Source organism: Companilactobacillus insicii, assembly GCF_003946015.1.
Taxonomy (GTDB): Bacteria; Bacillota; Bacilli; order Lactobacillales; family Lactobacillaceae; genus Companilactobacillus; species Companilactobacillus insicii.
In genome coordinates, this window is sequence record NZ_RHNU01000010.1 from 1 (window position 1) to 22,621 (window position 22,621).

At 35.7% G+C, this 22,621-nt stretch carries 20 protein-coding genes; 4 read left to right on the plus strand and 16 right to left on the minus strand.

Features of this window, described 5'->3' with window-relative positions:
• The coding region (locus tag EKM79_RS04455) for a transposase (RefSeq protein ID WP_164506003.1) at positions 1 to 663 on the plus strand (663 nt) is incomplete at its 5' end.
• Between the two features lie 437 nt (positions 664 to 1,100).
• Here the strand turns inward: EKM79_RS04455 and EKM79_RS04460 are convergent.
• The 10 genes from EKM79_RS04460 to EKM79_RS04505 all read right to left on the minus strand — a co-directional run bounded on the left by EKM79_RS04460 (position 1,101) and on the right by EKM79_RS04505 (position 10,915).
• Positions 1,101 to 2,081, minus strand: coding sequence for a ribose-phosphate diphosphokinase (locus EKM79_RS04460; RefSeq protein ID WP_125566298.1), 981 nt, complete (start codon positions 2,079 to 2,081; stop codon positions 1,101 to 1,103).
• Positions 2,082 to 2,093: 12 nt separating this feature from the next.
• Positions 2,094 to 3,482 carry a bifunctional UDP-N-acetylglucosamine diphosphorylase/glucosamine-1-phosphate N-acetyltransferase GlmU gene (glmU, locus tag EKM79_RS04465; RefSeq protein ID WP_125566300.1) on the minus strand — a complete coding sequence of 463 codons (1,389 nt, stop codon included), beginning with the start codon at positions 3,480 to 3,482 and terminating at the stop codon, positions 2,094 to 2,096.
• 75 nt (positions 3,483 to 3,557) lie between these two features.
• Positions 3,558 to 4,400 (minus strand): pur operon repressor, encoded by an 843-nt coding sequence (purR, locus tag EKM79_RS04470; protein WP_125566302.1) that lies wholly within the window; start codon positions 4,398 to 4,400, stop codon positions 3,558 to 3,560.
• A gap of 159 nt (positions 4,401 to 4,559) precedes the next feature.
• Positions 4,560 to 4,847, minus strand: a complete 288-nt coding sequence (locus EKM79_RS04475) for a Veg family protein (protein WP_125566304.1) — start codon at positions 4,845 to 4,847, stop codon at positions 4,560 to 4,562.
• Between the two features lie 79 nt (positions 4,848 to 4,926).
• Complete coding sequence (gene rsmA, locus EKM79_RS04480) at positions 4,927 to 5,817, minus strand: 16S rRNA (adenine(1518)-N(6)/adenine(1519)-N(6))-dimethyltransferase RsmA (protein ID WP_125566306.1); 891 nt, start codon at positions 5,815 to 5,817, stop codon at positions 4,927 to 4,929.
• Entirely contained in the window at positions 5,807 to 6,373 is a 567-nt protein-coding gene (gene rnmV, locus EKM79_RS04485; RefSeq protein WP_125566308.1) for a ribonuclease M5, read from the minus strand. Before rnmV ends, rsmA begins: the two co-directional genes overlap by 11 nt.
• Positions 6,373 to 7,140: a TatD family hydrolase gene (locus EKM79_RS04490; protein ID WP_125566310.1), complete on the minus strand. Its 768-nt coding sequence runs from the start codon at positions 7,138 to 7,140 to the stop codon at positions 6,373 to 6,375. Before EKM79_RS04490 ends, rnmV begins: the two co-directional genes overlap by 1 nt.
• Entirely contained in the window at positions 7,140 to 9,158 is a 2,019-nt protein-coding gene (metG, locus tag EKM79_RS04495) for a methionine--tRNA ligase (RefSeq protein WP_125566312.1), read from the minus strand. The genes EKM79_RS04490 and metG overlap by 1 nt, the downstream gene beginning before the upstream one ends.
• Positions 9,159 to 9,217: 59 nt before the next feature.
• Positions 9,218 to 9,919 (minus strand): NAD-dependent protein deacylase, encoded by a 702-nt coding sequence (locus EKM79_RS04500; protein WP_425454022.1) that lies wholly within the window; start codon positions 9,917 to 9,919, stop codon positions 9,218 to 9,220.
• A gap of 39 nt (positions 9,920 to 9,958) precedes the next feature.
• Complete coding sequence (locus EKM79_RS04505) at positions 9,959 to 10,915, minus strand: hypothetical protein (protein WP_125566316.1); 957 nt, start codon at positions 10,913 to 10,915, stop codon at positions 9,959 to 9,961.
• 45 nt (positions 10,916 to 10,960) lie between these two features.
• Between EKM79_RS04505 and EKM79_RS04510 the strand changes: the two genes are divergently transcribed.
• Positions 10,961 to 11,470 carry a YbhB/YbcL family Raf kinase inhibitor-like protein gene (locus EKM79_RS04510; RefSeq protein ID WP_125566318.1) on the plus strand — a complete coding sequence of 170 codons (510 nt, stop codon included), beginning with the start codon at positions 10,961 to 10,963 and terminating at the stop codon, positions 11,468 to 11,470.
• Here the strand turns inward: EKM79_RS04510 and EKM79_RS04515 are convergent, their stop codons facing one another.
• The 4 genes from EKM79_RS04515 to EKM79_RS04530 form a co-directional block, all read right to left on the minus strand.
• The gene (locus EKM79_RS04515) at positions 11,471 to 12,394 is read right to left on the minus strand and encodes a Ppx/GppA phosphatase family protein (protein ID WP_125566320.1); all 924 of its coding nucleotides are present in this window, start codon (positions 12,392 to 12,394) and stop codon (positions 11,471 to 11,473) included. It lies immediately after the preceding gene.
• Between the two features lie 94 nt (positions 12,395 to 12,488).
• A complete protein-coding gene (locus tag EKM79_RS04520) occupies positions 12,489 to 13,451 on the minus strand; it encodes an aldo/keto reductase (protein WP_125566322.1) in 963 nt (320 codons plus the stop codon).
• Between the two features lie 56 nt (positions 13,452 to 13,507).
• Complete coding sequence (locus EKM79_RS04525) at positions 13,508 to 14,281, minus strand: ABC transporter permease (protein WP_125566324.1); 774 nt, start codon at positions 14,279 to 14,281, stop codon at positions 13,508 to 13,510.
• Positions 14,282 to 14,977, minus strand: coding sequence for an ABC transporter ATP-binding protein (locus EKM79_RS04530; protein WP_125566432.1), 696 nt, complete (start codon positions 14,975 to 14,977; stop codon positions 14,282 to 14,284).
• A gap of 268 nt (positions 14,978 to 15,245) precedes the next feature.
• Between EKM79_RS04530 and EKM79_RS04535 the strand changes: the two genes are divergently transcribed.
• Together EKM79_RS04535 and EKM79_RS04540 are read left to right on the plus strand one after the other, a co-directional pair.
• Positions 15,246 to 17,729, plus strand: coding sequence for a hypothetical protein (locus EKM79_RS04535; RefSeq protein ID WP_125566326.1), 2,484 nt, complete (start codon positions 15,246 to 15,248; stop codon positions 17,727 to 17,729).
• A gap of 201 nt (positions 17,730 to 17,930) precedes the next feature.
• A complete protein-coding gene (locus tag EKM79_RS04540) occupies positions 17,931 to 20,354 on the plus strand; it encodes an isopeptide-forming domain-containing fimbrial protein (protein WP_125566328.1) in 2,424 nt (807 codons plus the stop codon).
• A gap of 37 nt (positions 20,355 to 20,391) precedes the next feature.
• On the opposite strand, the gene EKM79_RS04545 is transcribed toward EKM79_RS04540, so the two are convergent.
• Together EKM79_RS04545 and EKM79_RS04550 are read right to left on the minus strand one after the other, a co-directional pair.
• A complete protein-coding gene (locus EKM79_RS04545) occupies positions 20,392 to 21,114 on the minus strand; it encodes a DUF4811 domain-containing protein (RefSeq protein WP_125566330.1) in 723 nt (240 codons plus the stop codon).
• The gene (locus tag EKM79_RS04550; RefSeq protein ID WP_125566332.1) at positions 21,114 to 22,613 is read right to left on the minus strand and encodes an MDR family MFS transporter; all 1,500 of its coding nucleotides are present in this window, start codon (positions 22,611 to 22,613) and stop codon (positions 21,114 to 21,116) included. The genes EKM79_RS04545 and EKM79_RS04550 overlap by 1 nt, the downstream gene beginning before the upstream one ends.
• Positions 22,614 to 22,621 lie beyond the last annotated feature (8 nt).

A 22,621-nucleotide genomic window follows, 5' to 3' on the forward strand; every position in this document is an offset into this window, starting at 1 on the left:
TCTAAAGTTATTGAACACTTTCTGGCAGAGTATTCACTACAGGAAAGACAACAAGTTCAATCTGTAACCATAGATCTCAACGCTAATTATCAAAACGTTATCCATAGATTATTCCCCAAAGCCGTTATTGTAATCGATAGATTTCATGTAATTCAACTTATTGGTAGAGCTCTAGACAAAGCCAGGGTTTCAGCACTCAACTCGATAGATGACAAGAGATCCAGAGAATATAAGGCGTTAAAACCAAACTGGAAGATGTTTCACCTGTTTGACGAAGAACTCAATGCATCCGATATTAGATACATATTCGGTATAAATGAATACATGACTGAGCAGAATCTTGTTGATATCGGACTTAATGTTGATGCAGTATTCAATGAAATCTATCAGACATATCAAAATATACTCAGATCAATCAGGCATAAAGATTTTAAATTACTAAGACAAACGTTAAAGAACTACAGGAAGACCAATACTTCAATGGATACCGTAATTACGACTTTCAAGAAGAATTTGAAATATATTGAGAATAGCTGTAAATTACGATACTCCAACGGTCCAATTGAAGGACTTATTGGAAAGATAAAAAAGCTTAAACATAACTGCTATGGTTTTAGAAACCTAGAACATTTCTTCAAGAGAATAAGATTAATCTTGGCATAAAAAAATCCACACCATTTCTAGTGTGGAAATTGCTCTAAGATGTCTCACCAATACTATTTGACATAGAGCCAGAAAAATATCTAGCTTTTTGATTATATTAAATTTCAAATAATATAGAACTTGTTTATCGATTTAGTTACATCGTATAAAAAATAACAAATGTATTAGTCTCTGGGTGCAAAAAATGTTGGTTGCGGTGAAGGTGGCGTTATGGCTTTAGCCATTACACCACGGGACGAGTTTTGAAATTCGCGCTTTTTTTGCGAAGTTCAAAATCGAGCTTGGAGACCTTGGCTCCAAGCGGTCCCCACAGCGCCAATATTTCTTGTACCCAGAGGCAACACAACCAAACTCTAGAAAGAACCGACTTTGGATTACTGGAGCCAATGTTTTAATCGGAAAAAGCTATGTTCGATTGCGCATTTACTCTGCAATAATTATTTTTTGTTACGTTTAAAACGTGTATCAAACAATGGACTTACTGGTTCATTATCATGAATACGACGAATTGCATCACCGATAAGTGGTCCAACAGATACTTGAACCATACGATCAATAACTTTTTCTTTAGGAAGATTGATTGAATCTGTAACAATCAATTTCTTGATTGGTGAAGCTTCAATTCTTTCGATAGCTGGACCTGAAAGAATTGGATGCGTACAACATGCATAAACTTCAGTAGCTCCAGCATCAATTAATGCTTGTGAAGCCAATGTGATCGTACCCGCAGTATCAATCATATCATCGATAATAATGGCACGTTTGCCCTTAACATTACCAATAATATTCATAACTTCAGCAACATTAGCACGAGGTCTACGTTTATCAATAATAGCAATCGGTGTCTTCAAGAATTCAGCAAGTTTTCTTGCACGTGTAACACCACCATGGTCAGGTGAAACAACAACCGCGTCTTCTTCCAAATGATTAGTTAAGAAATAATCAGCTAGAAGTGGTGCGCCCATCAAATGATCAACAGGAATATCGAAGAAACCTTGGATTTGTGCAGCATGTAGATCAAGTGCAAGTACACGGTCTACACCGGCACGTTGCAACATATTGGCTACTAATTTAGCAGTAATAGGTTCACGTGAACGTGACTTTCTATCTTGTCTAGCATAACCATAGTAAGGAATAACTACATTGATCAAGTGTGCTGAAGCACGCTTCAAAGCATCGACCATAATCAATAATTCCATCAAGTTATCGTTAACTGGAGCTGATGTTGATTGAACTAAAAATACTTCAGCACCACGAATACTCTCTTCAATATTGATTTGGATCTCACCATCACTAAAGCGTGTAACTGATGACTTTCCTAGCGGAATTCCAACTTCTTTAGCAATTTTTTCTGCCAAAGGTTTATTTGAATTCAACGCAAAAATCTTCATTGGTCGTTCGTTATTTTGATATGACATTAATTTCCACCCTTATTTCCAATCTTCACTTTTTGATAATGGTAATCTATCCCAAAAATCTTCTTTGTTAGTTTGTCTCTGTCTAGCAATTGCCATTGCATGCTTAGGAATGTCGTTAGTAATCGTTGACCCTGCAGCAATAAATGAATGATCTTCCATTTCAACTGGAGCAACGATATTTGAATTACTTCCGATGAATGAGTGATCACCAATATTACTGTGCCACTTCTTAACACCGTCGTAATTAACAAACACAACGCCGCAACCAACGTTAATATCTGTTCCAAGAGTGGCATCACCAACATAAGTTAAATGACCTACCTTAGTACGATCACCAATCTTTGCATTCTTAATTTCGCAGAAATTACCAACGTGAACATCCTTGCCAATTTCAGCTTTTGGACGCAAATGAGAATTTGGACCTATATCACTGCCATCATGCATTATCGCATTTTCGACGGTTGAACTAATAATTTTTACATTATTCTCGATTGTAGCATTTTCAAGCCTCGAGCCAGATCCAATCAAGCAATCCGAACCAATGACTGTCTTACCAAAAATCTTGGTATTTGGTTCAATGATTGTATCATTGCCGATTTTAACATCAACATCAATATAAGTATTGTCAGGATCAATAATCGTTACACCATCACGCATATGTGCTTCATTAATGCGAGTTTGCATTAATTTCTCAGCGTTTGACAATGCAACGCGATCATTAACACCCATTGATTCTGATAAATCAGCCATTTGATATGCAGCAATTTTCTTACCTTGATTTTTAAGCATAGAGATTAAATCTGGTAAGTAATATTCACCTTGAGCATTATCATTGTTTACATTGTGGAGATTGCTGAACAACAATTTGTTGTCAAAACAAAATACACCTGTATTTATTTCTTGAATCTTCTTCTCAGTCTCTGAAGCATCTTTTTGCTCAACAATCTTAACAACATTACCATCAGAATTACGGACCATACGTCCATAACCAAATGGGTTATCTGCATGTGCTGTCAAAATAGTAACAGCGGCATTTTGTTCTTCATGATAAGCAAATAATTTTTCGAAAGTTTCAGCGGTAAAGAGTGGACAATCACCATTGATAATCAGGGTAGTCCCTTCCTTATCAGCCAAAACATCTTCTGTTTGCAATACAGCATGAGCTGTACCTAATTGTTCCTTTTGCAAGGCATACTTAGTACGGTCACCTAACAATTCACGGACCTTTTCTGCACCACTACCAATAACAGTTTCAACTATAGAAGGATCGATTTTTTCTACTTGAGTTAAAACATGATCGACCATAGCTCTACCAGCTACTGGATGCAATACTTTGTACAATTTAGATTTCATTCTTGTGCCCTTGCCAGCTGCAAGAATTATTACATAACGATTCGACATTGGAAACTCCCTTTCAGTCACTCAAATATCCTTATATATAATAGCATTATTCACATACTCTACTCAATTATGTTTTTACTCAAAATAACTGAAATCTGTTTTTACTAAATAATCACCAGGTTCCATCTTAAGAATACGATTAACTGTGTCTATTTCCTGCACTTTGAATATAGAAGTAACCTTATTATCTCTAAATTCAGACTTAACATTAATATTTTCTGCGAAGACAGTTGCTCCAGCAAAAATTGCATTGAATTCTGAAATAAGGCTGCGCATACCGTTAATAGTACCGCCACCTTTCATGAAATCATCAACTACTAAAACGCGTGAACCTTCTGGTAAACTGCGTTTTGATAATTCCATTTTTTCAATTCGATCGGATGATCCTGAAGCATAATTAACACTAATAGTTGATCCTTCAGTAATCTTTGAATCGCGACGAACAATCACAAATGGAATATTCAAAAAGCTAGCGACACTCTGTGCGATCGGAATTCCCTTAGTGGCAACAGTCATCACGACATCTATGGCACTTTGTGAATATTGCGTAGCAATCATTCTTCCAATAGTTCTCAGAACTTCGGGATCTGCCAATAAATCCGTCAAATATAAATAGCCACCGGGCAAAATTCTGTCAGGTTCTTCTAATCTTTTAACTGTTTCTGATACAAAATCAGTGGCTTCTTTTTTTGAAATTCCAGGAGTAAAGATAACTCCACCACCAGCACCAGGCAATGTTTCCAAGGCACCAATGCCACGAATCATAAATGTTCGTCTTAAAATACTTAGATCCTCAGAAATTGATGACTTAGCTGACTCATATCTATCGGCAAAGAAAGCCAAAGAAATCAGCGTGTGTGGTCTCTCTAACAAGTAACGAGTCATATCAATTAATCGATCGCTTCTTCGTGTTTTCATATATATCTCTCCTAAAAAACCTGTCTCAGTTAAAATTATAAAGTAAATAGCATAACAATCAATTCATTTTCCACTAACTTGTTAAGATTTTCAAGACTTTTTGACCAATTAGGCATAAAAAAAGAGAATCGCGTCACTCGCAATTCTCTTTTGTTTCTATTATTCAGCGTCTACTACTTCTTCATCGGCGCTTGAATCTGCTTCTGTTGCTTCACTATCGAATGTAATATCAATAGACTTTGTTAGTAGATCAGCATAACTATATGAAACTCTTTCAAAAGAATTTTCATTTTGATCCAAATCAACTACAAAAACTGAATGGAATGTTTCTGCTAAAGTTCCGCGACGACGGATAACTTTTTTACGACCTGCTTGTGCTACAACCGTTAAGTTCTCGCCTAAATGCGCATCTAGACGACTCTTAATTGTTTTCAATGACGTTGGCATATTATAAATCACTCCTTAGGAGTGCAATTGTACCATGGTTTCATGAAAATTACAAGCATATTATCATTTTATGAACTAATTATTTTTTAGTTCTTTGACTAAGGTCATGCGCTAGCTTCTTATACTGTTCAATAGAGATCTGCTCGCCACGTGCATTCTCAGCAATTTCACAGTCATTGAAAACTTCCTTGATCATTGCACGATTTTCATCTGTACGACCTAACCAATTTAAGAAATTGTTCATTAGACTCTTTCTCTTTTGAGCAAAAGCAGAACGAATAACTTTGTTGAAGAAAACTGGATCTTCAATATTTATTTCATCTTTTGGTAATCTTTCCAAAACAGCTACAGCTGAATCAACTTTAGGTCTAGGAATAAAGGAATTTTTACCAACGATACGAGCAATTTTCGCGTCCATTTTTGTTTGAACGGCAATAGTTAATGAGCCATACTCACGGTGCCCCGGATTGGCGGTGATTCGCTCAGCAACTTCTTTTTGCATCATCAAAACTAATGCTTGGAATGGATAATCACTATTAATCAAATTAAGCATGATTGGAGTAGTGATATAGTAAGGCAAGTTGGCAACAACCTTAATTGTCTTACCTTCCAGATGATGTTCTTTAACGAACTTATCTAGGTCAACTTTTAAAATATCCTCGTTAAAAACTTCAATATTATCGTAATAACTTAATGTATCTTCCAATACTGGAATTAAAGTTGAATCAATTTCAAATGCATAAACTTTTTCAGCTACTTGTGCCAACTTTTCGGTCAACGCACCGATACCAGGTCCAATCTCAATTGCTATTTCGTCAGATTGTAAGTTACTTGCATCAACAATATCATCTAAAACTTTTTCACTTGTTAAAAAATTTTGTCCCAAACTCTTCTTAGCACGCAACTTATATTTGCGAAGAATATCATTGGTGCGAATCGGATCAGAAATACTTAATCTATTAATTGTCATGGGAACTTCCTTTATCAAATTTTTCAACTGCAGAGAGCAAATCTTGTGGATCAATCTGTAACATATTCAAGCGATTCAAAAATTGTTTGGCATTTGTATAACCAAGTTTCAATTCTTCTCCAACAAATTCTCGACGCTTTTGGGAATGAACATCCCCAATTAAGCCTAAGTCAATCATGTCATCAGTACTATAATCGTCAACTAAGTCTGAAGTCGTATATACGGCTGCCAACGCTTTTTTTATATCTTCATTCTTAGCATGTTCGATTCCTAGACTTCCGTCACTTTTCTTAGGAACGGCCTTATCTCTTGGCAAGAACGCTTGCTTAGCATCGGGAACAACTTGAGAGATCAACGTGCGAAGACGATTACCATTAAAGTCTGGATCAGTAAAAATAATCACTCCACGCTTTTTTTGAGCGATTTTAATTCTTCGAATCGTCTCTTCATTCAAGGCTGATCCGATGGTCTCGATTGTATCGACATCGCCTAAGCAATCCTTCAATCGATTAGTGTCAGACTTACCTTCTACTACAATTACTTCTTTTATTTTCATTATTTAATGTTATAAACCCTATGTGAGTTGTCAAATGTATGCTTAGCAACTATTTCAGGGTCCATATCCTTATATTTTGCGATTGCATCTAGTACAAAGCGTGTATATCCTGGTTCATTTTGATGTCCACGATATGGCTCTGGTGCCAAGTATGGTGCATCGGTCTCAACCAACAGGCGATCCAAAGGCGTGTTCTTAGCAGATTCATGAACTTCTGGTGCATTCTTAAACGAAACAACACCGCTATATGAAATCATCAATCCTAAATCCAAGAACTTATTCAACCAATCAAGATTTCCATTGAAACTGTGCATAATAATACCGGATTTAGACATATCATGATCTTTTAGAATATTATACATATCTTCAAAGGCATCACCACGGCAATGAATCGAAACTGGCATATCATATTGTTGAGCAACATCTAATTGTTTCAACAAAGTTGCTTTTTGAACTTCTGGCTCAGGATTCTCATCCCAATGATAGTCCAAGCCTATTTCACCTATGGCAACAACTTCTGGCAACTTGATTTGATTGACCAACTGTTCTTCATTGTATTCTTTGGCAAATTCAGGATGCCAGCCAATAACAGCATGAAGTGGTTTATAATTTTGCGCCAAACGGATGGCTTCAATATTGTATTCTTCATTTTGACCAATAATTGCCATCTCATCAACATCATATTCAGCAGCACGATCGATGTACTCTTGAGTTTTACCAGCAAATGCTGGATCATTCAAATGCGTATGCGTATCAAAAATTTTCATTATCCTAAGATAGCCCCATTTTTATGTGAATTATCAACAATGACCAACTTAACATCGTCACCCATTTCTGTAGATAGTAACATTCCGTTACTCCATTCACCACGGATCTTTCTTGGTTTCAAGTTGATGCAGGCAACAACTTTCTTACCGATCAATTCCTTAAAGTTAGGATAGAATTCGTACATGCTTGAAAGAATTTGACGATCAACACCTGTACCATCATCCAAAGTGAACTGCAATAACTTATCAGCATTTGCGGCACGTTTAACATCAAGGATTTCAGTTACGACCATCTTAACTTTGGCGAAGTCATCAAAACTGATTTCTTTAGGATATTCATCCTCTTCTTGTTTTTGTGCTTTTGCCTTAGCTTGAGCTGATTTACTCAACTTACCACTACCATTTTTGGCTTGTTCTTCGGCCATTTTTCCCTTGATATATTCAACTTCTTCTTTGGCATCAAGTCTTGGGAAAATTGGTTCTGGGTCACTAGTTACTGTCTTACCAACAACTGTATCCCCAAATTCCAAGCTCTTATCATTGTCATAGTCCAATCCCAATTGTGCAAAAATCTTAATTGGTGATTGTGTCATTACAGGACTGATCAACAACGCAATCAATCTTAATGATTCTGCCAAGTGACCAAGAACTGATTGTAATTCAGCCTTCTTAGAATCATCTTTAGCAAGAATCCAAGGTTTTGTTTCATCGATATACTTATTGGCACGACTGATAAATGCCCAAACACTAGCAAGTGCTTCGGGAAATTCGAACTTATCCATATGATCACGATAATCTGTTAGCGTGTCAGCATATGATTGTTCAAGATCCTTATCTAGGTCTGTCATATCAGCGACAGAAATAATCTTGCCATCGTCATACTTATTGATCATTGAAATAGTTCTGTTCAATAGATTTCCGAGGTCATTAGCCAAATCATAATTGATCTTATCAATATAGTCTTCTGGAGTGAAGACACCATCATTACCAAACGGCATTGCACGCATCAAGTAATAACGTAGTGAATCTAGACCATAGCGGTTAACTAACATTTCAGGGTATACAACATTCCCCTTAGACTTAGACATCTTACCGTCTTTCATCAACAACCAACCGTGTCCGAAGACTTGCTTAGGTAAGTCGATTCCTAGTGCCATAAGAATAATTGGCCAATAAATAGTATGGAAACGAACAATTTCTTTACCAACGAATTGAACATTTGCAGGCCAGAACTTCTTAAATAATGAATCATCATCACTCATGTAACCAAGTGCGGTTATATAGTTCAACAATGCATCAACCCAAACATAAACAACGTGCTTAGGATCACTAGGAATTGGAACACCCCACTTAAAACTAGTTCTAGATACAGCTAAGTCTTCAAGACCAGGCTTGATAAAATTGTTGATCATTTCGTTTTTGCGAATTTCTGGTTCGATAAATGTAGGATTATCTTCATAATATTTCAACAAACGATCAGCGTATTTACTCATCTTAAAGAAGTATGAAGGTTCCTTAACTAGAGTAACTTCATGACCTGACGGAGCTTTACCACCAGTAACGTTGCCATCTTTATCACGGAAAACTTCGGCTAATTGTGATTCTGTGAAGTATTCTTCGTCATCGACTGAATACCAGCCAGTGTATTCACCCAAGTAAATATCTCCTTGAGCAATTAGTTTTTCGACAATCTTTTGAACAGCTTTAACATGATAATCATCTGTTGTACGAATGAACTTATCATTTGAAATCTCTAGTGTTTTCCACAATTTCTTGATATCCGCTGCCATCATATCAACATATTCTTGTGGTTCCATATTCTTAGCTTCAGCTTTTTGTTCAATCTTCAATCCATGCTCATCGGTACCTGTTAGGAAGAATACATCGTAACCTTCATTACGCTTGTAACGAGCTAACGTATCCGCCGCAATAGTTGTATAGGAATTACCAATTGTCAATTTACCTGATGGGTAATAGATAGGAGTGGTTATGTAAAAAGTCTTATTATCTTTAGTCATTTATATTTTTAAGCCTCCGCAAATAAATAGTTATGCAATATTGTTATAAGTATATCATTTTAAATTTGAGAAAAAACATTAACTGCGTCATCAGAAATAGCCAAAACTTCTGAATCCAAATCCAAGTTTTCTTTATTAATAACTACTAACTTAGTATTTGGTTGAGCATATCTTAGTAATCCTGCAAAAGGATAAACTTTAAAGCTAGTTCCTACGACGACTAGCAAATCGGCATGTTCAACATCTTCAACAGCATGTTCAACATTATCCGGGTTAATATTTTCACCGTACAAAACTGTCGTACCAGGTCGGATGATTCCATTATCTTCGTGATGACGATAATCCTTGAGATAATATTTGTAATCAAATTCTTTACCGCAAGTTAAACAATGAATATTATCATATAAATTTCCATGAAATTCTACGACATTCTTAGCTCCAGCCTTTGTATGGAGTTTATCAACATTTTGAGTAACAATAGCGCCCTTTTTGTTACTTATTTCTGCCATTTTTTTATGAATAATGTTTGGTTCTGCATCTGGAAAGCACATGTTGTGTACCGTAAAGTCATGGAAAATATCAGGATGTTCAACTAAGTTGTCATGACTCAACATATATTCAGGTGGAAAATCATATTTTTCACGTTTATATAAACCATTCTTAGAACGATAATCCGGTATTCCCGACGGCGTTGATACACCAGCACCAGTCAAAAATGTTACAAATTTAGCTTGTTGAAGCAGTTCTTTGAATTCTGAAATTTTGTCTGTCATAATAATCCTCCCTATATTCTTCCAAAACTATCTAATAATGTATTGAACCCCACTTTGAGCAAATGCTTTTTCTACACTTTGTTGATAGTATGCTTGGTAAAACTCCGGTGTAGCCTTTTTAGGATCAATATTCAATGTAGCAACACTTTGACCATCACCAACACCTAACAAAATAAACGCATCTTTCTTAGTAGAACGATTAGTGTAAGGTGAATGCTTGATCTGGAATAATTGATTTAATGATAATCTCAATTGGCGATTAGATACAACTGGTGTTACGTTTAGGAATTCATGATAATGCATCCCTTCATAACCATTGGAAATAATCAAATTATTATATCCTTCCAATACATGAATCAAGGCACGTCTGAATTGGAATGGAACTGTCATGTCATTTTTCTCAACTTGTTCAACAAAACCAGCTGCAACCTTGTATGAAACAGGGAATTCCATCTTCCATTCAGCATCTTTAGCATGTTCACCGAAAATAATGCCGTCAAAGATGATTAAGGAACGATAGAATCTCATGTTAGCGAGATCCAACTGTACGTTAGGGTTCAAAGCGTGTTCAACACCCTTTAAATATTCACTCCTGATTTCATCTGTATAACTACCATCTTCAGTTTGTTTCTTAACTATTTCAGCATGTTCCAAGCTTTCAAATAATGAGTTAGCGGTTGAAAGAATTCTACCATCATCATCTTCTTTGCCAGTTGTTACGGCACAGGAAATAATTGGTTCACCTGAATTTTCTAATTCAATATGATAAAGTTCATGTAACAAAACAAAATCTTTATATTTTTCATTAGTAATAATCACTTCGATTTTGCCGTCTTTGTTTTCATGGCTTGCCTGATCAAGTGTTAAAAATTCATGATTAGAATAGTCACTATAAACAACAACTGGTCTACCAACCAATTGTTCAATTTTTCTAATCTGATTTACAATACTATCAGATAGATTTTTTATATCTATTTGTTCCATTATTATTACCTCACTACAAATATTTTTTTAAGGAGATGGGTTTATATGGAAATAAATGTACATTTGATTGATGGACTATTGCCAGATAAATATGGTAAATACGCTCCAGCAAACGATATTAAAAATGGGAAACCCATTATTAGTTTCCCAATTAAACTATCAAATATTCCCGCAGGTACAAAGTCAGTCGCTTTAACATTCACCGATCCAGATTCTATTCCTGTTTGTGGATTTGAATGGATACATTGGACAGCTGCTAATATTTCTCCAGAACAATTGGAAATTCCTGAGAACTTCAGTCGAACAGCGACAAAATCAATAGTTCAAGGAAAGAATAGTTCAGCGAGTCCTTTATTAGGTGATACTGACGAAGACCTTAAAGTTGGATACAACGGACCATACCCACCTGATAATACACACGATTACATATTAAAAGTATACGCCTTAAGCGAAATTCTTGATATTCATGAGGGTTATTGGATGAATGAGCTTCTCCACAAGATGGCTGGAAAAGTTCTGGATTCAGCTCAAATAACCCTACCTAGTCGTGCTTAGTTAATCTTTTTCTTGTATATTCATTTTGTGAAAATAATTAAAGACATAACCTTCTCTAACACCGAAATTCGAAAAACGAATTTCTTTAGAGGGGGTTTTTTTAATTATCTCAGAAATAATTAAAATACCACCAAGGATGACTTCATATCTGCCATCACTAAGTTCTTTGATTTGGCTTCTCTCTTCATTAGAGGCGTGAACTAAGCGATTAAACAACTTATCGATTTGATCAATAGTTACGATGGAATTATGAAGAGTCTTCTTACGTTTACCTTCACGATTCAAAATACTCGTAACAGCACGCAAGGTGCCACCTAATCCTACAAACGTTGCATTTGCGTTCATCCATTGTAAGCTATCCAAATGTTCAGAAATCTCACGTTTTGCGGCATTTAATTCACTTGATTTAATTGGATCACTCTTTAAATATAGATCCGATATAGATATTGCACCGATTGGTATACTCAACCCGTGTTTAAGTCTGCCTTTTTTAGCTAAACTTATTTCACTACTTCCACCACCAACATCCACAATTAGTGCATCTCTAACTCTCATTGTGTTGCGGACTGCAACGTAGTCATAAAAGGCTTCTTCTTTTTCATCAATAATATGGAGCTGCAATCCTGTTTCTTTTAAGACTGCAAAAATTAATTGTTCTTGATTTTTTGCCATACGAACAGCCGCCGTGGCAATTAAACTAATTCTGTCTACTTCATATCTTTGGATCCTATTTTGAAACTTCTCAAGAACATCAATTGTCTCTTCAATTTGTTCATTCGTCAATAATCGACTCTGTGCAATCGACTTTCCTAACCGAACAGGCTCTCGCCAACGGTCCAATGTCTTAAAACGATTCCGCTTTGAAGATTTATACACCGATGTCCTAATGGAGTTAGATCCGATTTCTATCACTGCTAACTTCACATTGCATCACATCCCATTGTGATAATTATATAAAAAAAAAGACCTACATAGTAGGTCTATCTTCACAAAGTTATAAAAACAAGTTATTTTTTATTTATATCATCGGCTTTTCCCATACACCACGAGTATCAATACCCGTTTCATAGGCTAATTTTTCCATTACTTCAACTTCTCCGTCAGTTAATTTTACTTTGGAGGCACTTGCAGCATCTTCCACTTGAGAGGCCTTCGTTACACCAAGGATCGGCACAGTCCCCTTTGAAATTGCCCAAGCGGTTGCAATTTTAGCAACGGATACATTCTTATCTTTAGCAATATCGCGCATTGCTTGAATCAAATTAGTCAGCTTTGGCATAACTGGATTGTATTCTTTTGCACGGCGACTACCATTTGGCATTGGATTGTTCACATCATACTTACCTGATAATGCACCTTGTTCAAGAACCATATATGAGAAAAAGACAATATTATTTTTCTTACAATAGTCAATAATACCAGCCTGCTCAGAGGCACGATATAACAAACTATAGTGATTTTGAACTGCTGAAACTTTCAATCCAGCATCTGCCAAAATACTAGCAGCTAACTTCAAGTCATCAAGATTATGGTTAGATAGTCCGATATGCTTTATCTTTCCTGATTTAACCAAGGGAATCAGCTGTGGTGTCCATTTCTTAACATCTGCAGAATTATGAATCCAATAAATATCAGTATAATCTGTATGCAATCTCTTGAGACTGCCATCAAGCATCTTTTCCATTGGATACTCCACATCTTCAGCAATTCTAGGCGTGAACTTCGTGGATAAAATCACATCTTTACGATCCACATTTTGTAAATAACTACCTAAAATGGTTTCAGAATCTCCCATCGCATAAACGGCAGCGGTGTCCCACAGATTCAATCCATATTTCATACCCGCATCAAAAACTGACTTTAGATTATCTTCAGTAAGGTGATTACCAAAAATCTGATCTCCACCATTATTACCAGATCCCCAAGACCAAGTTCCCAGCGCTACTGGTGGAATGGTTAATTTATCATCAAGCTCTACCATAATGATTATCCCTCTCAATCAATAATTTTATACAATCAACTTCATTATAGTATTAATTAAGAAAGCAAATCAGAGTTAAGCTGCTTTTGTTCATTATAAAACTGCTTATAAGCAAGGTAGCACGAAATAAATGAACCAATACTTGTAGATGCTAATAACATAAACGTAACCATAATTTGGTATTTAATAGCCTTAACTGGATCAACACCTGCAATAATCAAACCAGACATCATCCCTGGCAAAGCGACGAGTCCCAGTGTCTTAATTGAGTCAATTGTTGGCTGCATGCCACTTTTTATACTCTCACGAATAATATCTTCAGAAGCTAACTTAATGTCAGCACCTAGCGCGAGTTTCTCGAGGATTTGTTGATGCCTATCAGTGAACGATTGCTTCATATTGCGATAACAAAGTCCAATTGCAACCATAATATTGCTGGCAATCATTCCTGTGAATGGAACTATCTGTTCTGGAATAAATTGAATCGAACCTGTCCAAACTAAAGTACCTAGTGTAATAACTGTACCCACTGAGATGGCTAGTAGAGAGAACTGAAATGCCTTTGGAATACCGTTACCACGCTTACCAGCATTCCAAGAAGCATTGATGACAATTATCACAAAAAATGCCATGGTCAGCCAAACGTCATTTGCTTTTATAACAAATTTTAAAATATAACCGACAATTGTTAATTGAATAATTGCTCGAACAACGCCGATAATAATATCTTTGTCAATTTGAAGTTTTTGCCAATATCCAATAACTAATGCGATGATAACCAAAATAAATCCCAGTGCTAATGTTGAATTAGAAACTGTTAAATTAGACATTTAAACCACCTCGCCATTCTTAATCGTAATTTTATCCATTGCCTGTTCAATCTCAGAGTCATCGTGAGTAACTCGAAGAATCGTCAAACCATCATCTTGATTAAATCGATTCAAAATACTATGGACAATCTCTTTGTTTTCAGTATCCAAACCAGTAGTAACTTCGTCTGTAATCAGGACTTCTGGTGGAAAAATCAGATTTCTCAGCAAAGCTATTCGCTGTTTTTCACCACCAGAAACATCATTAACACTTTTATTTATATAACTCTCGTCCAAATTAACGTAATTCAAGAACTTCACTACTTGATCCTTATCAAATTCCTTACCACGAACAATATAAGGAAATTCCAAATTATCTTTAATCGTTTTTCCAAACAAAGTTGGTTGTTGAAATGCATATGACACACGGCGTCGATATTCAGTAGGCTCATAAGAGCTTATTTTTTTACCATTAAATAATGCCTCACCGGAAGTAGCACTAATCATCGATGCTAAAATACGCATCAAAGTACTCTTCCCACTACCGGATGGGCCAACAACTGTAATGTATTTACCTTGCTCAATATTCAAGCTAATATTTTTTAATATTTTCTTCTCTCCTACTTGATAAGAAAGATTCGTTAGTTCAAAAATGTTATCCAAATCATTCACCCCATAATTATTTTTGAAAGCCTCAACGTCACTTATGCTACTCATTGAATTATCTTTCATTATCTGCCAAATTACCAATAACTAGGATTAAATTATAAACAAATTTAAAAGTAACTAATTATCGTTATATTATTCGATTAATACAAAGCATTTGAATGGTTGATAATATTTAATAAATATTTTTACAAAAGTTGAACCGTATACGCCATTATATTTATATACAATGACAGTGAACGTAAATTTGAAGCTTACCACGAACTTCAATTAACTACATTGGAAGCATTCTAAAACATAAATAAGGGGTAATACGATAATGATGAGGAGAAAAGAATACTTCAGAAAGATTTTTTTAATATTTTTCTGCTTTTTAAGTTTAGTTTTATCTTTTAGCTTAATTAAGACTGCACAAGCAGCAAGTAATATTGACGGTATTGATGATGGCATTACCGATTGGAGTCAAGGTAGTTCGAACCGAGTTGGACTAAAAGACATCGGGCATGGCCTGAATTTGGGTTATGCCTTTGGTCTAGCAAGTGATTTAAACGCAAATGTAACCACCGGTGGAGATGGTACCATTGTCCAAGATTCAGACGCTGTTTCTGCGGATAACATGCATTATTCAAAATTCAATGTTTTTCTCAAAACTCCAGCAGGTAAATACGTTCCAACAACCACTCAAGGTGGACTATTTGGCGGTACTAGTTTAAGTGTCGCAGCCACGCAAGTGTCAATGTCCTCTCCGGGATTTTTGATTCTGCCTACTGAAAATGCAACTGGTAATGGAAGCCGTGGTGTAACATCGCAAGAGTACGGTATTCTCTCTAACACGACAATCAATAATGTCGCTAATTCTTTTACGAATAAAAAATACTACTTCGGAACCGATGGAAAAAATGCTGCATACAAAATTGTCGGAGACTTCAATCGTAAAGATACAACTGGGAAAAACATGTTCGGTACATACAAAAACCTTAAGGTTGAATTACTATTGCGGGTATCACCAGGTAATGCACCTATAATTCAGCGAGAATTGTATATTAAAAATAACGATTCTTCTACACAATCATTTGGTGTCTTATTCGGTGAAGATACTTCATTTGGTAACGCAAAAGGATATGAAAACGACTCTGTTCCTATCATGGATCTAGGTGATAAGAGTGGTCTATTTATCGAAAACCAAAGAAAGAGTGCCGATGATCCACTTTATAAACTAATGATCACTAATAGACTAAAGGACGGGCCTACTAGCTATGCTGGATTAGATATAGATTCTAATTCCACTAACTGGTTAAAGGGATTTTCCGGTAAATCATTCGGTGGATCCGGCGATGAAGCCAAGGGATATTCATATGGTACAAATGTCTTAGGGTCAGGTATGTATGTCAACTCTGCCTATGCTCAAAAATGGAATTACACGACTTTAGCACCAGGAAAGATCGCTCACTTTGCTACAGCCATTGGTGTTACTGAATCTCCTTATGCATTACCTGTTCCAAGTAAATCATTTACTAACGAAACATCAAAAGACGGCAAGAACCGTGTTGGTGATACTTTAAAATTTGCCCTTAAAATCAGTAATTATGGGTTCAACAGTAATTGGGGTTATAAGCAACTAGTAGATAAAATTCCTGATGGACTCCAAATAAAGGCCGGATCCATTAAAATGACTAGTGCTAATGGAACAACAACATCCATCTCTGATTCTGATTACGACCCTTCCACAAGAACGATAACTATTCCAATGGCAAACGAATCTATCGCCGATGGAAAACAAAATACAGTAACGTTTGAAACAGTAATAGCTTCTTCCGCAAGTTCCAAAACATTAACCAATACTGGTGAATTTACCGGTACAGATAACGCAACTGGCTCTGATTCAACTACTTATAAAGCTTCAGTAGATGTTCCTGTGGAAAAATCATCATTTGAATATACATTTACTAATTACGTAAAAAACGAAACGAATGGTGAAAATAATTTTGCAAGTTCTACAAAGGCAAAAGCTGGAGATATAGTTGATTATCAAGTTATCTTCGGTGTCAACAGTACCAGTAAAGACTACCTAACTGGTGGAACAATGAAGAACCCAGTTCCTGATGGATTGGAAATTGAAAAAGCTATAATCTATGGATCTGATAATGAACCTTGGGACGTAACTAAACTTCTAGGAAATGGTTTGAATATTGCTAAGATACCTAGTGGTACTAATGTTCGACTAGAAATCCAAGCCAAAGTAACCAAAGCAACAGCAGGTACAATCACAAGTACGGCTCTAATGACCGGTACAACAAGTACTGGTGCTTCAACTGGCGATATTGTCTCCAATGAAGCAAGTGTCCAGGTATCTGATGTTGTTGGGTTCACTGAAACTCCAAGTACTATCGACTTTGGTTCACTAAACTTTACTGGTCAGAACAAAAAACTGACTAATGTAGCCACAACCGGACAATTAATCGTTAATCATCCGACTGATAACAACTATAGTGTTTCAGTAGCTTATGATAACGACAATGCAACAACACAAATAAAGAACAATAATGGAGATACTTTATCACCATCAGCCGATGGATTGATCTTCATCAGAACACGTAAAAGCTCTCCAGATGATAAAGGAACATGGACACCAATTTCTCCTGGTGGAACGCCTATTCAGACGGGTACATTCAACGGCAGTCAAAATCTGACTAATTATATTGGTGTTGGTGATTGGAGGTTAAATATCGGCTCAGACACTAAACCCGGTTCTTACAATGGCACATTAACCTGGTCAATGGCAGATTCCATTCCAAATAATTAACCAAAAATAGATTGAAACTTTGTTGGTAATTTCAAAATAAAATTTCAATCTATTTTTTTATTTATTAACAAAAATAACCCTTCACTATATATGGAAAATATTCTTTAAAAGCTTTTTTATAAGTACTGAAATAGCCGTGAAATTAATATACCATGTTGATAATGAATCAAAATATAATTATCCAATCTGGGGGATATTGTTTTGAAAGCGAAGGCTCTACTTAAGAATCCATTGTTTATATTGTTCATTTTTTCGTTAGGATTAATTTCTACAATACCTGTTCAAACGGTAACTGCTACCCAAAGATCTCAGAGCTCAAAAATAACTTGGAACCCGAATAGCGTTTTTGATGATGGTATCTACACTTGGCAACATCAAAGTAATAATAAAGTAGCTAATTTAAAAATAAATGACGATCTTCAATTAGGCTACGCATTTGGCTTAGCTCAAGATACTAGTGGCAATGTAACAACAGGTGGAGATGACACAATAGAAACTGATAGTTCTGCTTCAGGACAAAATATCCAATATTCTAAAATAAATACCTTTTTGAATAATAGAAACAAATATATCAGTGCATTATTCCAACAGGGATGGACTGGATCTACTGCTAAAGAATCTGTATCACCTACATCCCCTGACTTTATGCTAGTTCCAAATGAAAATACCTCTTCAGTAACTGCAAGTAAATACTCAATCTTATCTAATTTTTTATCGGGTAAAAAATATTACGTAGAATCGCTGAATGCCAACACTCGACCGGCATATAAAATTGCTGGAGACTTTATACGAAACGATAGTTACGGAAAATATAACTTACAAATGGAAATCGTTCTCCGTCCATCCCCAAGTAACGCCGCTATTGTGCAACGAGAGCTATACATCAAAAATAATACTAACTACACTCAAAAATTTGGAATACTCTACGCTGAAGACACTCAGCTAGATGGAGAAGATACAATTCCAATATACTCTCTAGAAAACAATAACGGTATTTTCATTCAAAGTATAAATTACAAATTATTGTTCGATCGAAGTTTACCTGATGGGCCATCGAACTACACTGTTTCTCCATTTAATTCTAGTTTCATGGATTGGACCAAAGGATTCTCTCCTGCCAATTTTTCAGGCGTCGGTACCGAAAGCCTAAACTTGAAATATGGTGCTTTAATTACAAGCAGCCTTCTCGATTCATCATATACAATGAAATGGCCTTACACTACATTAGAACCAGGTCAAATCAAGCATTATGTATCATCGGTTGGTATCTCTCAACCAAAATATGCAATTCCTAAAGTAACAAAATCCTACATAAATAAAACCAATTCAGATGGTAAAAACAGAATCGGTGACAAGTTGAATTTCAATCTAAAAGTTTTTAATGTGGGATTTAAAAGTAAATGGTCATACACTAAATTAATTGATCAAATTCCAGATGGATTACAGATTGACCCACAAAGTTTAACCATTACTCATCCAGATGGTTTGTTTAGCAAATTACCATCTGAAAATTACAATTCCTCGACAAAAACATTAACCATTCCACCTGCATTAACAGTTAAGGATGGCGAATCATGCACTATATCATTTGATGCAACAATCTCTCCAATGGCTTCTGGAACTACAATCACTAATGTTGGTCGATTTTATGGTATTGATTACGATACCACCGATACCGAGGAAAAAGAATACATAGCTTCCACTAATATACCCGTTGAAAGAAAATCATTTGATTATTCATTTACGAAACAAGTCAGAAATGTATCTAACAACGAAACGTACTTCAGTGATAGCACAAATGCCAAAATTGGCGATAAAGTAGAATTCAAAGTTAAATTTCAAGTAAACTCTACCAGCAAAAATTCACTATTATCAGATAGCTTCATTCATGAAACATTACCCATGGGATTGGCAGGAAATGTGGGTGTCACTGTAATCACCGACTACACTGACAGTAGTCTAAATGGTCAAACTTCATTTACAGATTCTCAAAATCTTCAAGCTTGGATCCAAAAAATAGATCCCGGAAAAAGTGTAACAATTGTATTCCCTGCAACAGTCACTAATACGGCCTCCGGTAGTATGTCTAACATTGCCACAATAACTAATGTCAGAACTAGTGGTAATGAGACGTTAGGAACGCTCTCAACTAATAACGCCAACGTGATAATTCAAGGAAGCAACACTAGTGGATTTACTAAAACACCGGATTTAATAGACTTCGGAACAACAAACTACTATGGAGAAAATCAAAACTTAACTAATACTTCTACGATTGGACAATTAATAGTTAGTCATCCTAAACCATCAAATTATTATGTAGCAGTATCTTATGACAATGAAGATTCTAAAACCCAATTAAAAAACGAAAATGGAGATACATTACTACCCACAAACGATGGACTTATATTCATAAAAGAACGAGAAAATAGTCCCAGTGACATTGGTTCTTGGATGCCTATAACTACAGATGGAACCCCTATTCAATCTTCTTATTTTAATGGAGATCAAAACTTAACAAACTATATTGGAGTTGGAAACTGGAAGTTACACATTGGCCCAAATACAAAACCAGGAAAATATACTGGTATTTTGACTTGGACTATGGAAGACGTTTTAAGCTAACAAAAAAAAGCCGGAAATATCCGACTTATCTACATATTTATTTAGTAATTTCTTCAACAACTTTAGCCATAGCCTGTGCTTTAAACTCTTTTTGAGCTTGTTGCATAATTTGCTTTTGTTGAGCCTGGCTCATTGAAGGATTAACCATCATTGCTTTTGTTACAGCAGCTTTGACGTAAGCTTCACCTTCAGACTTCATCTGAGTTTGAATCTTTTTACTATTAAGCTCTTTGCTTAGTTTGTTTGCTTGAGTAGTTGATAGTACTAACCAATCATCACCAATTTGGAATGTATTACTTTGTTTTATGAATTCCTTGTTATTATCAGAAATACCAAACAAGAAAGAATAGAATCCATTCTTATATTCCCAACGGGTTGTTTTTTGATTCAAAGTATTTGTACTTGAACCCTTCTTAACTTTATTAGTAACGTGAATATCTGCTTTAGTATGGTTAGGGTTCTTTGCATTGGCAGTTTCAGGCGTACGATATACGTATACGTCTTCTTTGCTGTTAGTCCCAAGTTCTTTATAAAGTAAAAGATTAGCACCTTTTTTAACAGTTTGAATCTGTACTGTCTTTTCACTGGTTACTTTTTGCATACCAAAGTGACCATATTCATTTGACACCAGCATCACAATACTTCCGATAAACAGAACTATGAAAACTCCTGCCAAACTATAACCAACTTTTTTATTTTGGATAAAGACCGCAAAATAATATGAAAGAACAGCACAAACAATAATCGATACAATAATCATTAATTATCACCTGCCATTTCAACATTCATATTTTCAAGATCAACTTCTTTTGATTTAGCAGTATTTTTAACCATGAAAGTAATAGCTAAAGCAATGACACAAAATAGGATTGCAACACCAAAGGCTGCATGATATCCACTCAATGTTGCATTAAAATAACTATCCTGATATTTAAGTGGTGAATGAGCAAGTAAGCTTTTGCCCGGCTTCAAATTATTCGTCACGTTCGTTAGAACACTGACTAAGATAGCTGTACCCATAGAACTGAAAACCTGGCGAACAGTATTATTTACAGCTGTTCCGTGACTCATTAAGTTCAATGGCAAAGCATTCATTCCATCAGTTGTAACTGGCATTAGAACCATTGAAATACCAAACATACGAACCATGTATAGAACAACAATATCTAGAACTGGTGTTGTCTTTGTTAAGAATAAGAACGGAATTGTTCCTGCTGTTAACAAGAACATACCCATACGAGCTAAGTCCTTTGGTCCGAATCTATCAAATGCACGACCAGTAATAGGACTCATAACACCAATTAAAATGGCACCCGGTAGCAATGTTAATCCGGAATGGAATGCGCTCATTCCTTTAACAATTTGCAAGTATAATGGCAAGATCATTTCTACACCAACCATAGCCATATTAGTTACAGAAGACAATGCGGCAGCAACCGCAAACTTCTTTTCTTTGAAAACACGTAGTTCCAAGAATGGTGTATCCATCTTCAATTGACGATACCCAAACAAAATAACAACGATAACTCCACCAATAATAGTACTTAATACAATTGGTGAACCCCAACCATTGTCACCAACAGATGAGAATCCGTACAAGACTGAACCAAATCCAACTGTTGATAAGATCAGCGACAAAATATCAAGTTTTGATCGTTTAGTTTGAATAACTGGCTTCATATAAATAAAAGCTAAAATAAGTACGATCACAACAATAGGAATAATCATTCCGAATAAATCACGCCATGTAAAGTTATCGATGATCCAACCTGACAAAGTAGGTCCAATGGCCGGTGCTAAACCGATAACTAATCCACCCAATCCCATGGCAGTACCACGCTGATTGGCTGGGAAAATTGAAAGCATAATAACTTGCATAAGTGGCATTGTAATACCAACACCAACAGCTTGAATCAAACGTCCAGCTAAGATGGTTCCAAAGTTTGGCGCTGTAAAACACATAATCGTTCCAATTAAGAACGTAGACATGGCAATAATATATAAGATCTTATTACTAAAATTATTACTTAGCCATGCGGTAACAGGAATCATAATACCGTTAACCATCAGGAATCCAGTAGTCAACCACTGAACAGCTGAAGTTGTAACATTGAATTCTTTCATTAAGGTCGGAAACGCAGTAGTTAAAATTGTTCCATTAAGAACAGTACAGAATGTTCCGACAAGTAAGACCATAACTAACAAATTACGATTAAATGGCTTACCATTAACATCCAAATGTTCACTACTATTTTGCATAATAGTAA